Here is a 14878-nt window from a genome sequence, read left to right on the forward strand (position 1 = left end):
CGGCCCAGGCCTGGAAACCGATGGACCACCGCGGGGACTTCAACAGCAAGAAGGGCTCAGCCGGAGGGTCACTCGGCTGGGCTCTTCCCGTTCAGGACCAGTTCGACCAGCAGCAGCAGCGCCCTGATGAGGATCATCAGCCACTCCCACCAGTTGAACCGGCCCTTCGGCGGCGCCTCGTCGTTTGTCGCCATTCGCGCTCCCTCGGTTTGGGGCGAGGCCCCGGCTCTACCTGCTGGGGGCGAGCGAGCCGGCGGTGTAGGCCCCGGGTGGATGTGGGCCCCCACGTGGTGGGTCCGCATAAACCCCGACGAAGTGCTGTTGGTGTGAACGACGTGTGGCGCTAACCACGACTCTACGGGCCACCAGTTCGAGCCGCGTGGTGCTGGAAGATCTACAACTAAGACCCCCGCAGCGGCTTAGTACATGCGAATCTACCTGGGGAAACGCGTTAAATGGCTGCGCATTTCTGGGTGATCGAACCTCTTTTCACCTCGCATGATGAGTCCAGAGTGCGGTGCGCATGGGCTCGGATTTGCGCGCGGATACGCGCCTGTGCGCGTATCAAGAAATCGCCCATCACGGCATTAAACAGACTCTGCTTATGATCTTGAAAGGTAAGAGAGTAGTAGCCAAAAAGCAAGGCTGCTTTAGCGGCTCAGCCCGGGCCCGCGGTCGAGGTCGCGACCCGGTGACGGCCGGTACGCCTGCTGCCTCTCACGTTCAGGCTCTCGTCCGGGTGACGGCCGGGCTGTACCTTGCCGGGTGGCCGCCGCGCGCTGTCGCTGGGCGTGTTCGGCATGGGCGGCGCGTTCAGCCTCGCGCCGGTCGGGCGGCAAGTCGGCGCGTCGCTCGCGTTCGTCATGCACGGCGACCAGCTCGGCGCGGGCAAGCTGGTAGCGGTGGCGGGCTTGGGCGACCTGCTGGGTGGCGGCGTTGACGTCACGGGCTCGGGCACCGCGCAGCGCACTGTCCAGATCGCGTTCGAGGTCGTCATGCCGACGTCGGACCAACGGCCAGGCCGTCGACGGCGGCGCCTGGGCGGCAGCCTGGTCGGCTGCTGCCTCCAGCATCGGCCCTTCCTCGAGGATGGGGGCCAGGCGCTCGCGCGCGGCGTCCAGGTCCTCACGCAGCCGGGAGAGCGCGGCGTCCAGGTCGCGGCGGCGGGCCCGGTGCCAGGGCCGCAGGCTGCCCAGGGCGGCGAGCTCGCGGGTGAGGTCGGCCTCGCGCCGGCGGAGGCGGCGGATCTGCTCGCGGCCGTCGACGGCCGCCTGGCGGGCTTGCTGCAGTCGGTGGGCGGCCTGCTCGGCGGCGTCGATCTGGCCGGTCTGCTCGGCGAGCCGGGCACGTTTTTGCTGCAGCGCCTGCTCGGCGGGGCCGCCGCCGTCGCGGTCGTAGCGACGGGCTTGCTCGTCGGCAGCTCCCAGGGCGGCGGCCGCGGTCCTGACGCGTTCGGTCAGCGACTGCATCCGGGCCTCCAGCTGGGCGTCGTCCAGCAGGCCGATCCCGTACGGGCGCTGGGACAGGCCCAGCAGGACGCTGGCCCGTTGGACCGCGGCCGCCGCTTCGCGCTCGGCGTCCTGCAGTTCCTGGCGGGCCCGGCGCCGGGCCTCCTCGCCGGCATCGTCGCCGGCTTCGTCCGCCAGCTCGGCTACCACCGGCTCCGGCGCGGGTGAGCCCGCGGGTTCTGCGTCCCGTTCGGCGTCACCGGCCCCCGCACGAGCCTCCTCGCGAGCCCCGTCGCGGCCCCAACGGCGGGCGAAGTCGGCCAGCCGGGTGGCTGCCTGCTGCGGGTCGGCCGGTCCGGCGTGCTCGGCGTGCCGGTGGGCGATCGGGGCGGGTTCGGCGGTGATGAGCCGGTCGGCGCGATCGCCTTGCAGGGTGGCGGCGTAGGCGGCCAGCGCGCGCTGCAGCTCGACGGGGTAGCCGTCGGCCTCGCCGAGCCGGGCCCGGTCAGCGTCGGTCTCCAGCAGTTCGCGCGGCAGATACAAGCGCACCGCCTCGCGGTCACGGGACATGGCCGCATACAGGCTGTGCGGGTCCAGCCCATACCCGTAGACCAGGGCCCGGTCGACGGTGGCGCCCTGGGTGGCGGCCACCGTCATGGCGGTGCCGTAGCCGAGCCCGCCGGCGGCGATGTAGCCGGGCTCGATCCACTCCTGCTCGACGCGGAGCCCGTCGGCGTAGGGCGCGCGCCATTCGACCAGCACCCGCCGCTGGTCGTCGATCCGCACCACGCGGCCGCGGTAGCCGTTGAGCACGTCGGCACCGCCCTGGCCACGCCGGGCCCGGTAGTCGTTGGTGTGCACCCGCACGTGATCGTTGATCGCGAGGGAGAGGGTGCGGCCGCCGGCCTGGCGGTAGCGCATTTCGGGGCCGGTGACCTCGCCTGCGGCGCGTCGCACCGCCCGGGCCGCGGCATTGAGCCGGTCGACGTCGGCGTTGCTGCCGGCCAGCAGCGCCACCCCGGCCAGCTCCGCGTGCACGTCGCCCGCGTACGCCTGCCGGGCCTGCTGCCAGTCGGCCAGCATCGCGGCCATGGTGTCGTCGGCGGCGCGGCCGGCGTGCACGCGTCCCCCGGCGCTCCACGTGCGCAGCGCCTGCTCGCGCTGCCCGTCGCGCCACAACGCCAGGGCGGCCCGCTCGCCGTCGTCGCGCTGGCGCCGGTTCTCCCCGAGCACCAGCCCGTCGACCTGGCGGTGGATCGCGGCGAACACGCCGCCGACGCCGATCGCGCGCAGCTGGACCGGGTCGCCGATCAGCACCACCTTCGTCTGCGCGCGCTGCGCCTCGGTGAGCAGAGCGGCGAGCTGGCGGTCGTCGACGATCGCGGCCTCATCGATGACCAGGACGTCCACGCCGTCCAGGCCGGGCCCGCGCTCGATGCGGCGCAGCCAGTGCGCAACGGTGCTGGAGGCGATGCCGGACTCGGCGGCCAGCCCCATGGCGGCCACCGCCGCGGTGGCCGCGCCGGCGACCACTAGGCCGCGGCTCTCCCACGCCGAACGAGCCGCGGCCATGATGATGGTCTTGCCGGCGCCGGCCACGCCGATGACCGCCTCCACGCCGTGGCCGCCGCCCAGCAGCCGCTCCAGCACCGCGCGCTGGGAGAGCGACAGGTCGATCCCGGCGCCGGCCTCGAACGCGCCCAGCGCGAGCTCGGCGGCCGCGTCGTCGACCACGGCCAGGCGGGCGCCGTACCCGGCACGGGCGCACTCCAGCGCGGCCTGTTCGGCGTCGGTGATGTCGGTGGAGGTGTAGCGCTGGTTGTTGGACAGGTGCACCGCCCCGGCCGACGGGAGCTCCACCACCGGTCCGTGGGTGAGGACCTGGTCGGTGAGCGCGTCGGCATCAGCCAGACCGGCGACTCCGTCCGGCAGCGCGTCCATCACTTCGGCGAGCACGTCGGCCCGGGTCACGACTTTGTCGTGGCCGGTCAGCCCGTCCTCGCTCCGCCAGATCCACGCGGCGATCTCCTCCGGCGAGGGGCGCGCCGGCAGGCCCCGAGTGGCGCCTACGCATGCGGCGGTCAGCGCGGCCGGCTCGACGCCGGCGGCGCGGGCCTGGGCCGTCCAGGAAGTGCGCAGGTCCACCGGCGCCGTCGGCGCGGAGCTCTTGTCCTCCCGGGTCCTGGCCGCCGCGTTCTTGGCCTGGGCGGTGCTCGCGTTGCCCTGATCGAGGCCCATCTCCTTCAGGAGATCGGCGACCTGGCTGCCGCGCTTGCTGAACCGGCCGCGCAGGTCCTCGCCGATGCCGGTGATCTCCCAGGCGCCGGTGTCCGGATCGCGTTCCCAGGCGATGCCGCACCGCTCGGTCAGCAGGCGCCGTAGCCGCGCCTGCACCAGCGTGCCGGCCGCCTTCACATGCCGGTGCACGTCACGGCCGCCGGCACCGAGCGTGGACCACTTGCCGTCGATGCCGCGCAGCATGTTCGCGATCATCACGTGGGCGTGCAGATGCGGGTCCGGCGCCTGACCGCTCACAGGGCGGGCGGCTCGATGCCACAGGATCCAGCCGAGCACGCCGGTGCCCGCGATGCGCTCAGCACGCTTGCCGTCGCCGTGACGGCCGCGCATGCCGTACCCGGCCCACTGCTGCAGCGCGGTCACCGTGTCATCCACCGCTTCGGCGAAGGCGTCCTCAACGCGCTGGGCCAGCTCCGGATCGGCTAAGCCGTACAGCACGCTCACGCTCTTCGGAAGTTCGAGCGTGAGGTCGTAGCCGCGGTTGCCGACCTGCACGCGCTCATCGCGGTGGGCACGCGCCTCCTGCAGCCGGTCCGGCTCATACAGCGCATCGAGGCCCAGGCCCGCAGCGGCCGCCAGGCGTTCGGCGTCGCCGACCGGAATGGTGTGCGCCTCGCCCCCACGTTCAACGCCGCGCTCCAGACGCCCGGCGCGCTTGGCCGCCCACTGCGCACCGGCGAGCAGCTCCTCCACACTCTGCCCGCGCTCGACGGCGGCCTGCTGCAGCGCCTGCAGCAGCACCTCCCCGGGCAGCATCGCCCGCAGGTGCACGGCCAGCTTCGGCTTGACGAGCCGCATGCCCGCCCTCAGATCGCGGCCGGCCATCAGCCGCCGGGCCGCCTGATGGTCCTCGGGCGTCAACGGGGTGCCCGGCTCGATGCCGAACTCGCGCAGCCCGTCGCCGATCCACGTCAGGCCACGCCCTGGCTCGGCACCGGCGGCCGCCTCCTGACCGGCTTCCTGGCTGTCGCCGCCGACGAGGCGGTAGTCGATCTGGCCGCAGCCGGCGTCCGCACGGAGCCGGTAGTCGATCTGCGCCGCGGCGGGACCCAGCACGGTGAGCCATGCCATGCCGTGCACCCCCCTTCGCGCACGCGACCAGGCCGTCGGGCGGAGCCCGCGTATCGCCCCTGCGATACCTGGGTACACACGATCGATCTCTTTGGGCTTGAAAGAGAAGAATGACATTTATGTTTTAGTTGAGCAATGACAGTTGTCAGATGTCTGCGAGGTTCCTGGTAGGTAGGGAGGTGGTGGGGTATGGCGACATGCTGCACGTCTCGGTTGTCGCCCCCGGGGGCGACGTCATCTGTCAGTGGCCGAACGACCCGAGCACGTTGCAGGCAGAGGGCACACTCGGCGCCACCGGTGAGCGTCTTCACGCGTACCGCAATGGGAGATACGGCGGCAGCGGGTTTTCGCCCCCTTGAATGCAATCGCCCAGCGATTACCGTCAAGGCATGACACCGGCTGGGTCGGAGCCACCGCGGGCTTCGCTGGCGGCGCGGTGCCGCAGATACGTGCGCTCCCTGGCTGCGCTCAGCAAGACCCAGTACTGGTTACTCACGCGTGCGTTGTGGGTCGCCCTGGCATGCATCGTGCTGTTCGTCATCGACGGCATGCTGATCGGCTGGTCAACGGCGTACGAGGTGCTCATCGGCATCACCTCGCCCGCGGACGCGGGGTCCGCGCCGGTGACCTGGATAGTGTCCCTAGTGGGCTGGCTGGCCATCCCAGCATTCGTCGGCGGCACCGTGGGCTATCTGGTCACCCGGCAGATCGAGGCCCGCCGCCGGCGTTCGCGGGCGGAGGTGTTTCAGGACCTGCAGCAGCGGGCCCGGGCCAACCGGCGACCGGGGAGCCAGCGATGAAGTCTCTGGCCCACCTGTACAAGCAGGACGCGCAGTGGGAGCGGTTCGTGGAGACGTTCGTGACCGAGATCCATCGGGGTCGCTGGCCAAAGGCGGAAGACTGCTGGGAGCGGACCGTGGTGCATTTCCTCAACACCAGCGAGATGGAGGGGAGGTCGCCGTGGCAGGCCACCGCCCTGGCTCAGCGTGCGGCCCAGGGCATTCTGTGGCACGCGGCCAAGGAGTCGGGGACGTGTACGTGGTGTGCCTGACCTTCCCAGCGGGTGGGACATCCGGCCGCCGGGCGCTACGTTGACTGTATGGCGAGCACGGGCTCGGTGACAGCGCAGCAGGCTGCGGAACAGCTGCTGCGGCGTGCGGCTCCCCCTTCGGTGAGCGCCGACGACATCGCCTCAACCGCGGCCGCGCTGCTCAACCTGGCCCGCGCCGGCGACATCACCGAGGAACAGATCGACCAGGTGATCTCCGAGCACGCCAGGCCCCGGCCTTCGGCGGGGGAGCGGCCGCTATCGGAGGTGCACTTCCTGACGGTGGCCGAGGTGGCCACGCTCATGCAGGCCTCCAAGATGACGGTCTACCGCCTGGTTCACAGCGGGGAACTGCCCGCCATCCGCGTGGGGCGCAGCTTCCGCGTTCCCGAGCAGGCCGTGTACGACTACCTCCAGATCTCCCACGCGCATCGTCATTGACGGCCGCGCCGGACCAGGCCAGGTACCGGCCGACGACCGTCTGGCGGAAAGGGCGGAACGAAAGCGGCCCTGAGTGTCGTGAGGTAGACATGGCAGACACCACTTACCTAGAGGCCGGACCGATGACCGACGATCGCGAGCTGAGCGCCGCCGAGATCGAGGCCTTCCAACGCGAGCAAATCTTCGCCGACGAGGACGCGGCCACCGCCGAAATGTACCCACGGGTCTTCTGCGGGTCAGCTCGACACTTCTACGAGCGGATAGTGCGCCCCCACGAGCCGCTCCCGCCGGAGCATGTCACCCTGCCGCTGAGCGGCCGGCGCGGTGAGGACGGGAGGCGACTGGAACTCGCCATCGCCGAGTGGAACATGCTGTGGGAGTCCGCCCAGTTCCGGCGCCGGTTCTTCTCCGAGGAGGACCTCCCGGAACCGATGCGCACGATCGCCGACCGCGGCGACGTGAACGTGATTTTCGTCCCGAGGACGACCAGTCGCTACCACGAGTACGCTCCGCTGTTTCACCTCCTGCCGCGCTCAACCCTGCAGCGACACGGACTACCGCTTCTGCGCGCTGGCCAGTGGCCTTACGTCATGCAGTTGGCACCCGTCGACCGCTTCCTTCCCGCTGACTTCGAAAAGCGGCTATCGCGAGCGTGGGCGTCGGTGGTGTGGAAGCACCTCAACTCCGGAACGGGAATGAGCCGGTTCTCCGGAACCGACCCCATCCGGATCCTGGCCCACAACCTGGATTTCTGGCTCCCGGCCGTCACCGCTGCCATCCAGGCGATCCAGGGTGAACTTCCCGTCGTCGATGCCGACGTGGAACCGATCCCCATTCCGCTGCAGGACGGAACCTTCCTGGCAGGGGCGGTCGCCGCGAGTCCTCGCGTGGGCTCCGATGTGTGGCGAGGCGAGGACGAGGCCGCCGACGTCGTGGCATTGACCGTCGATCACGCCGACGCCACCGGCCAGCTCCGCGGCATCTTGGACGCAGTCAACTCCAACCGCGTCGAAGACGACTTCTCCGACCACTGGTCGCGTGCTCGAGAGGACTTCGAGCGCAAGCTGTACAGCAAGCGCTCCAAGATCAAGGTCCGGTTCGTCGAACTGACCGACACCATCCCCGTTCAAGGCCCCGAGACAGAAGTGATCGCCAACTTGGTCTACAGCGATTTTCTCACCCTGCTTGATCCGCGCGAGAGGCAGATTGTCGTCCTGATCAACAGCGGCGTCACCAAGCTCACCGAGATCGCGAACCTGATGGGCTACAAGAACCACAGCCCGATCTCCAAGCGTCTCGCCCGAATCCGGAAGAAGGCGATCGAGCACTTCAGGCACATGTGAGAGCCGGTCAGCGTCGACACCACCTGAAGAGGCCCGTACTCCGCGCGAGTGCGGCATCCTTGTCATCCCCGATGCCTCACCTACCCCCGCGTTACGAGCCCCGCGTTACGAGCGTTTTGGAGAGCCCTCATGACGCTGTATCTGAAGCTGTCGCAGGACACCCGCCAGCTGGAGTACCTCAGCGCATTGCCGGGCAGTATCGTCTTGCCCGGCCCGCCGCACGGCCTTGACGATGTGCCCCAGGACAAGGCACTCATCTGCGTACTGCACATGGGGACGTACGAGGCGGCCGGCTACATCATCACCGAAACCGACTTCTCCAACTGGACCGGTTCCGCCGCCGACCGGCCGTTGACCTGGCTCTTCATGGATCGCCCGATCGCTGACGATCTTTGCCCGGATGCGGTGGAGACTCGCCGATCCTGGCAAGCCGACCTGCAGGCCGATGCCGAAGCGGCCGCGCACACCGACAATCTGCTACCCATTACACGGGCCAGCCGCAGCGGGATCGGCCTGCACATCGCCACGTTGCGCAGGTACGCGAAGGCTTTCCGCGGTGAGTCACAAGGCACCAGATACGACGACCTCCTGACGGATGCCGGAGTACAGCACATAGCGGCGGTCGACCTCGACGCCCTCGCAGACGATCTGGAGAAGTGGATCGCGCATGACTGGCTCGCCGTCATCGACCTCAGCGCGGAACGCCAGAATCTGGCGGGGCCGCTTCCTCACTTTCCCGGTATCAGCTCAGACGTTGATCAAGGCGGCAAAGGGCAACGCTGAACACAACCGACTCCGAGCTCCCATCAGCGCGCTGTTCGATGTCCGACCCCTACGGAAGAATGCCGTCATGGGTGAATCCCTCGCCACACAGTTCCTTAGAGCAGATCACGAGGTTTCCTGCACTCAGTGCGGTTACCCGATCTGGATCAGGTACTCAGAAGTTGTAGCTCAGGCCACCATCCCTTGTCCCTGCTGTTTCATCCAGATTCGACTGGTCGACGACACCGGTAGTGCTCAGAACGCAGGCGAGGTCGTCGACCAGGGGATCGCACAAGCTCTGAAGGGCCTCAGCCGATGATGTACCAGCAGAAGCTGCAGGTAGCCGTACGCGAACGACTTCGCCGACTCATGATTGCGCCCTTCACTAGTGCTGGCCACGAGGTACATCTCACGGTCGCGTGGATCAAAGGCCAACCGGCCCTCAGAGGCCTTTTGGAGGAAGCGGCTAGAGCCGAATCCAGCCTGGACCGAGAACGTTTCCGTGCAGGTCTGGCCCCCGACGAGCCGTTCGTTTGGACGAGCAGGACCGAGGAAGGACGTGCCACCCTTGTCTGGGAACTGCTGCAGGACATCGCCACGGAGGACGAGCGCGATTCCCAGGCCGGGTTCCGGACCGCCATGGAGTACAGCAGCAAGTCCAACCTTCAAGACAGCTGGCGGGAGTTCACCGAGGACATCCTGCAGCCGCTATTCGACTTCCTCAGCGAACGCATCGGCGCAGGGAGCAGCATCCTGCACACCTTGCAGCGCTATCGGACCCGCATCGAGTGGTTCGATCGTGAAGAACTGCACGCTCGGTACATGACTGACACCCGCAACGGTGAGGAGATCTATAACCTCGACCTTCAGCGTTTTCTGTTCCTTGAAGGCGATCACCTCACACACGCCAAGCCACGATCCGCTTCAGGTGAAGCGGACCTGATTGGCGACCTCGACGGCGGCGAGCCCTTGATCTGCGACGGGAAGATCTTCGACGGTGACGGGCGAGGCAAGTCCTACCTCATCAAGGGCATGCACCAGATCATCAAATACGCCCACGACTACGGGCAGCACACCGCTTACCTCGTTATCTACAACCTCACCAACAAGCTCCTCGATCTCCCCACCGACGGCACCCCCGGCGTCTGGCCGCCGTATGCCGAACTCGTCGGCATCCGGGTGTACTTCATCCACGTCCGGGCCCTACCACCGACCACCACCGCCAGTAAGGCCGGCAAGGCCACCCGCGTTGTCATCGCCCGTGACGACCTTGCCAACCCCGACAGCACCTGACACCGATAACGGCTCCCCACAGCGTCACCAGGGCTGCCAACGCCTGCTGGGCCTCGTTACTGCCGCGATAGCGGAGGCGAGCAGCAGGCGGCGGGGCCGGCCGGGAGCATCGCGTAGTCGGCGAGGTTGTCCATGAGCTCGCGGGCGCCGGCGGTGTTGAGCACGACGTCCTCGACGCGGTCGGCCGCCGGCGACGGGCCGTGCAGGTAGCCCGAACGAGACCAGCTTGAGAGTGCCCGGGCCGTCCTCGGGCGTCTCCGCGCTGCGGGGTTCGCCTTCGTGCACGGAGGGTCGCAGTACCACTCGGGAATCTTGATGGTCATCGGGATGTGCTCCTTTCCTGTTGTTCGCGGTGCCGGAGGTCGGCACCGCGGTGGTTCGCCGTGACCACGACCCGAGAGGAGAGGGGGCCGGGTCGCGGGGTCAGTAGCGGCCGACGCTCACCGCGAGCTCGTGGCCGGTGGGCAGCAGGCCGGTGCCGGCGTAGCCGGACCAGCCGTCGTCGGGCACGGTCAGCACCACCTCGCCGATCCGTGCCGCGCTCGCCCGGTCGACCACCACCAGGCGCGCCCGGAGCTCGCGGCTGTCGTGGACGTCCTCGTACACCTGCAGCGCGGCCACGCCGGTGGCGGGCAGCGTGGCGCTCCAGTCGATAAGGCCGCGTAGCAGGGCTGCGTGCTCGGCGGTGGTGGTGACCCGGCTGGCGCGCGCCCCGGCCGGTTCGGCGGCCGCCCACATCGGCAACGGGGCCGCGAGCGCTTCCGCTGCGACTCCGTCGACGTGGCCGGAGGCGATCCACCCGTCGCCGGTGCCCAGCCGCCTGCAGGGCCATCCCATCGCGGCGGCGACGGCTTCGACCACGGCGCGCTGGTCGTCGGCGGGGGGCGTGGGAGGAGGCCGGCCGGATCCCGACGCCGGCGAGCGCGGTGTGGGCGAGGTCGCAGTCGACGGTAATCGGCGGCAGTCCGCCGGCGCGCTCCAGCAGCGTGGCGGCCGCGCTGAGCAACACCGGCAGCGAGCGGTCCTGGTTCGTCATGGACGGCTCCCGCGGGAGTGGCGGGCGGCCAGTTCGTCGCCTTCCAGCACGGCCAGGCGGGCGCGGGCGCCGGCCAGCAGGTCAGCGTGCTCGGCGTCATCGGGACGCTCGGCGGCGATCGCCTCGTACAGCTCGACCTTGCGGCGGGCCAGGCCCAGCTCGACCTCGCGCCGCTCGTGCTCGGTCACCCCGGCGCTCTTGTACACGCCCGCGCCCCTGAGCAGGTTGGCGGCCTCGATGATGAGCCCGGCCCGCTCGGTGTCGGTCATGGCCGGGTAGCCGGGCGGGAGGTAGTCGAGCGCCGCGTCGGCGGCCGGCCGGGTCCCGGTGTCGGGGCCGGTCTGCGGCAGCTGGTGCGGGGCTTGGAGCCAGCGGGTCAGGCGGGCGAGAGCGGCGCCGGGGTCGGCGAGTTCGCCGAGCTGGTCGTCGGCGCGGTCGGGGACCAGCCAGGCCATCAGCGCGGCGCGGCGGAAGACGGTCTCGGCGGCGCCGTAGCGTTCGTGGGCGGCCTGTTTGCTGATCTCGCCGAGGTTGGCGCCGATCGTCTCCCAGGAGGTGCCGGTCAGCCGCTCGGCGATGACGGCGGCCCGCAGGATTGCGCGGCCTTGGTCGAACAGCCGGAAGGCGGCGCTGGCCAGTTCGCCCGGCTCATGGTCGCGGTGGTCGCCGTCGGCGGCCAGGGTGCGGTAGCCGTCGGAGGCATCGGCGGCCTCGTAGGTGACGGCCAGGCGGGCCAGCGCGGCCCGGGAGAAGGCACGGGTTCCGGTCTCACTTTCACTCATACGTCAAGCATTCCCTGACCAAAACTTATCGTCAAGGAAACCTTGACGAACGCTTGTGGTGGGCGCACGCTGGCAGTACCCAGCCGGGGAGGAGAATCCGATGCCACTGCTGCCGAGCGAATATACCCGCGAGGACCTGCAGAAGATCGTCCGCGATGAGAGCGCGAACGCGGCCCAGCGCTCCGAGCAGGGCCACGACTGGGCGGCCCAGCAGCACCAGGACAACGCTGATGAGGCCCGGCAGATGATCGACGCCCGTCACTACGGCCGCAACTCCCGCAAGCACCAGTGGCGCTGACCCGCCGGAACGCGACGCTCAATCGGAAGGGCCGGGGAACAGTTGGACACGCTGCCCCGGCCCTTCCGGCATGGACGCCCCTTTCAGCGCTCGGCGTCGACCAGGGCAGCCAAGCGTGCGCCGAAGCGCACCTCCGCCTCTTTCCGCTCACGTGGGGTCAGCCGGGCGTCCACCCCGACCGCGCCGTCTACCTGCAGCGCTGTGCTGAGCGCCTCCTCGGCCGCCCACAGCCGCGGCCTCAGATGAGGGCCGGCCGCCGGATCGGCCGCCAGGGCGCGCAGGTCGGCGGCGACCGCGCGGGCGCCGTCCACGTCCCACTGGTAGCCGCTGGCACCCTGCTGGACGACCTCCTCCAAGATGTCGGCGGCCAGGCGCAGCAGCTCAGGCTCCGGGCACTGCTGGGCGCGCTGGGCATCGTTGACCTCGTTCTGCACCTGCCGGGTGACCTCCTGGCGGTGGTCGTGCGCCAGGACCCGGTCCGCGCGCGTCGCGGTGTCGTCGCCGGCGACGTTGGCCAGCAGCGCCCTGGCGCGCGCCCACCGGCGGACCAGCCGGGCGTGCATCGGCTCGATCGGGTCGGTCAGCCGCGGCGGCTTCTCCTCCAGCACCTCCATGAGCGTCACCGCGTCGTCCGGGACGAAGCCCATCAGGTCCACGTCCAGGTTGGTGGTCCACTGGGTGGTGTCGATCGGCCAGTCCTTGCGGCCGGTCTGCCACAGGCTCAGCACGCGACCTGCGCGGTGGTGGGTCGGCTCGGTGTACGGGCTACCCGTGGTCACGTCCCGGGTCAGGCGCACCAGGGCGTGCCGCCACCAGTCCCGCTCGGCGATCTCGGGGCTGTGCTCGCCGAACTCGACGGCGTGCTCGCCGAGCTGGTCGACGTCGGCGGCCGGGGCGAGTTCCGCCGTGGCGCTGACCATTGGACGACCACGCATCACCAAGGCGTGCCGGGCGGCCTCTGCCAAGCTGTCGAGTTCTTCGGTGGTCAGGTCGCCGCCGGCGGGCGGGCGGGTGAAGATCAGGCGCGTCAGCAGCACCACCCGCTCGCGGCCGCCGCTGACTTGCCAGACGACGGCCCGCGGGCACGGCACCCGCGCGTACCGCCAGGCTCCGGACAGCGCGAGCGCGACGGCCGCCCTGTCCCGCTGGCTGAGGTGGACGGCGCGGCCGTCCGACTCGGGGCCGAGAGTCAAGCTCACCAGGACCCACACGGCGGCGGCCTGGTCGCGGTCGAGGGCGCGCCGCGCGGCGTTGTACGCCTCGCCGGTGGCGGCCTGGCGGGCCCTGATGTCCTTCTTGCTGGCGCTGTTCTTGACCATGGCCGGCTCCTTCGGGGGCGAGGGTGCCCACGTCACCCCGCCAGGGAGTCGTCACGACCAGGTCGTCGTCGGCGGAGCGTTCGTCATCGCGCGATCCGGGGACCTTGTCCTCTTCGCCACCGCCGACGTGGGCGGCGGGTGACTCGGAAGCGGGCCAGCGCGTACGGCCTCTGAGGTTCACCGTACGCCGAGCCACCGACGGTTTCACCCTCCTTCACGGCCAGGTCCTGACGCAGCCAGTCGACCTCGCCGGCATGCCTGCTCGTACTCGCGCTCCAGCTCGGCGCGCACGCTTGGCTACATAGTGGCGGCTTCCAGACGATCGGCAGTATCTGCGGCGTCCGGCTGCTCGCCCACCACGCCGACCTCTGGTGGCTTCCCCTACCTGGGGATACTCGAGGAACCCATCCCGCCCCCGATCACCTACCCCGTGAGCAGCTCAGCGACATGCAGCCGCCCGCCCGTACGACGAGGTTCGCGCCAGGAGAGCAGTTCCAGGCAGGGCCCGGACGATGCCGGTGCACATGCATTTGGAAGTTGCATCAGTAATTTCTTAATTTGTCGGGGAAGCCTTGGGAGCAGAGGCGGGAAACCGTACGCTGTTCGGCCATGGCGGAATGTTCCGCCGGTGCCAGGTGCGGGGACGATCGACCTGTCGTCGACGCGCCGATCACCGGGTGAACGGCACGCGAAGGCCCCAGGACAAAACGCCACATCCATGGACAAGAAGCCTGCGATCTTGATAAACCGGGCATCCGATCCTGGGTTGCGTCTTAGCCTGGGGCCTGAATCACCCGTGCATCAGGTGGTTACTTGATCTGGTTACTTGATCAAGAACCACGCCGCGGCGGCAACCGCGATCACGATGCACAGGCGGATGGTCCGGGGGGTGCTGTCAACTACGTCCCGGACCATCCGCGCCACCTCCCCCATCCAGCTGGTGGGGGGATCGGCCGCGGGCGATTCGGCGGGAGGACCTGGCGGGGCCTCGCGCCCGGGGGGCTCCGCGCCGCCGGCCGGGGGCTGGATTGCGGACATGAAGAATCATCCTCTCCGATTGCTTGATCTGGGCAATCTGCTCAGACAACGAGAAAGGCCCGCATCGGATCACCCTTGCCACATGCGCGAGGAGGGGACCGCAGCGAGCCATGAACATCCCCCTTCTGGAGTCGAGACGGCAACCACAAAGGGACGCCCATCGGCGCACCCCTCAAGGTCCGGTTGCCCACCCCACCGGAGTCTGTCGAGACACACCTAACCCGCCCGTCCCAATGTCCGCAACCGAATCGCCACACTCCGAAGTCTTCTCACCCTCGGTGAGCGTTCATCAACGGAATGCACGGTTTGTGTCGCGGCGGGCCCCGACCGCAGTAATGGCCATGTGACCTGCGGCAATGGGGGCCTCAACCACGCTTAAGCCCTTCCATTCCGAAGATCACCGAGCAGGGCGGCCCTATGAGGGGCGCTATCCGGCATGGGAAATTTCCCGTTTGCCGTCTGATTGTCGGCTCTACGCCGACGGGTTTCGGCCCGGCTTCAGGGTTGCCAGAAGACGGGCCTTCGGAAAACGCGAAGGGGTGTTTCGCGTTCCGCTCTTCATGCATAGTGCCCGCCCGCGATAGCGGCGGCCAGAAGGGCCGCAACGGACCCAAACGGAACGAACATGCGCTCGGTATAGCCCGCGTGACCTGCGGATCAGGAATAAGAAGGGAAGGACTGGACCCGCCGGCCCTCACATA

At 69.3% G+C, this 14878-nt stretch carries 13 protein-coding genes; 7 read left to right on the plus strand and 6 right to left on the minus strand.

The features are described 5' to 3' along the window. Positions 1–68 precede the first annotated feature (68 nt). Entirely contained in the window at positions 69–194 is a 126-nt protein-coding gene (locus tag ACZ6YG_RS43295; RefSeq protein ID WP_466021194.1) for a hypothetical protein, read from the minus strand. A gap of 456 nt (positions 195–650) precedes the next feature. Further along, entirely contained in the window at positions 651–4817 is a 4167-nt protein-coding gene (gene mobF / locus ACZ6YG_RS43300; RefSeq protein ID WP_466021195.1) for a MobF family relaxase, read from the minus strand. Positions 4818–5266: 449 nt separating this feature from the next. Here mobF and ACZ6YG_RS43305 point away from each other — a divergent pair, with 449 nt between their 5' ends. The 6 genes from ACZ6YG_RS43305 to ACZ6YG_RS43330 all read left to right on the plus strand — a co-directional run bounded on the left by ACZ6YG_RS43305 (position 5267) and on the right by ACZ6YG_RS43330 (position 9704). After that, positions 5267–5617, plus strand: a complete 351-nt coding sequence (locus tag ACZ6YG_RS43305; protein ID WP_466021196.1) for a DUF6313 family protein — start codon at positions 5267–5269, stop codon at positions 5615–5617. Beyond that, positions 5614–5868 (plus strand): DUF6313 family protein, encoded by a 255-nt coding sequence (locus ACZ6YG_RS43310; RefSeq protein ID WP_466021197.1) that lies wholly within the window; start codon positions 5614–5616, stop codon positions 5866–5868. The genes ACZ6YG_RS43305 and ACZ6YG_RS43310 overlap by 4 nt, the downstream gene beginning before the upstream one ends. Before the next feature lie 300 nt (positions 5869–6168). Next, positions 6169–6306, plus strand: a complete 138-nt coding sequence (locus ACZ6YG_RS43315) for an excisionase family DNA-binding protein (protein ID WP_466021225.1) — start codon at positions 6169–6171, stop codon at positions 6304–6306. An 89-nt stretch (positions 6307–6395) separates the two neighbouring features. After that, entirely contained in the window at positions 6396–7649 is a 1254-nt protein-coding gene (locus tag ACZ6YG_RS43320) for a sigma-70 family RNA polymerase sigma factor (RefSeq protein WP_466021198.1), read from the plus strand. A gap of 129 nt (positions 7650–7778) precedes the next feature. Then, positions 7779–8432, plus strand: a complete 654-nt coding sequence (locus tag ACZ6YG_RS43325) for a hypothetical protein (protein WP_466021199.1) — start codon at positions 7779–7781, stop codon at positions 8430–8432. Positions 8433–8726: 294 nt separating this feature from the next. Beyond that, positions 8727–9704: a hypothetical protein gene (locus ACZ6YG_RS43330; protein ID WP_466021200.1), complete on the plus strand. Its 978-nt coding sequence runs from the start codon at positions 8727–8729 to the stop codon at positions 9702–9704. A gap of 56 nt (positions 9705–9760) precedes the next feature. Here ACZ6YG_RS43330 and ACZ6YG_RS43335 read toward each other — a convergent pair whose 3' ends face one another. The 3 genes from ACZ6YG_RS43335 to ACZ6YG_RS43345 form a co-directional block, all read right to left on the minus strand. Further along, a complete protein-coding gene (locus ACZ6YG_RS43335) occupies positions 9761–10027 on the minus strand; it encodes a hypothetical protein (protein WP_466021201.1) in 267 nt (88 codons plus the stop codon). A 100-nt stretch (positions 10028–10127) separates the two neighbouring features. Next, a complete protein-coding gene (locus ACZ6YG_RS43340; RefSeq protein WP_466021202.1) occupies positions 10128–10565 on the minus strand; it encodes a hypothetical protein in 438 nt (145 codons plus the stop codon). A gap of 171 nt (positions 10566–10736) precedes the next feature. Then, positions 10737–11522, minus strand: coding sequence for a hypothetical protein (locus tag ACZ6YG_RS43345; protein WP_466021203.1), 786 nt, complete (start codon positions 11520–11522; stop codon positions 10737–10739). Between the two features lie 100 nt (positions 11523–11622). Here ACZ6YG_RS43345 and ACZ6YG_RS43350 point away from each other — a divergent pair, with 100 nt between their 5' ends. After that, positions 11623–11820: a hypothetical protein gene (locus tag ACZ6YG_RS43350; RefSeq protein ID WP_466021204.1), complete on the plus strand. Its 198-nt coding sequence runs from the start codon at positions 11623–11625 to the stop codon at positions 11818–11820. Between the two features lie 83 nt (positions 11821–11903). Here ACZ6YG_RS43350 and ACZ6YG_RS43355 read toward each other — a convergent pair whose 3' ends face one another. Further along, positions 11904–13139: a hypothetical protein gene (locus ACZ6YG_RS43355; RefSeq protein ID WP_466021205.1), complete on the minus strand. Its 1236-nt coding sequence runs from the start codon at positions 13137–13139 to the stop codon at positions 11904–11906. Between the last annotated feature and the right edge of the window lie 1739 nt (positions 13140–14878).

Source organism: Nonomuraea sp. NPDC054003 (genome assembly GCF_055585125.1).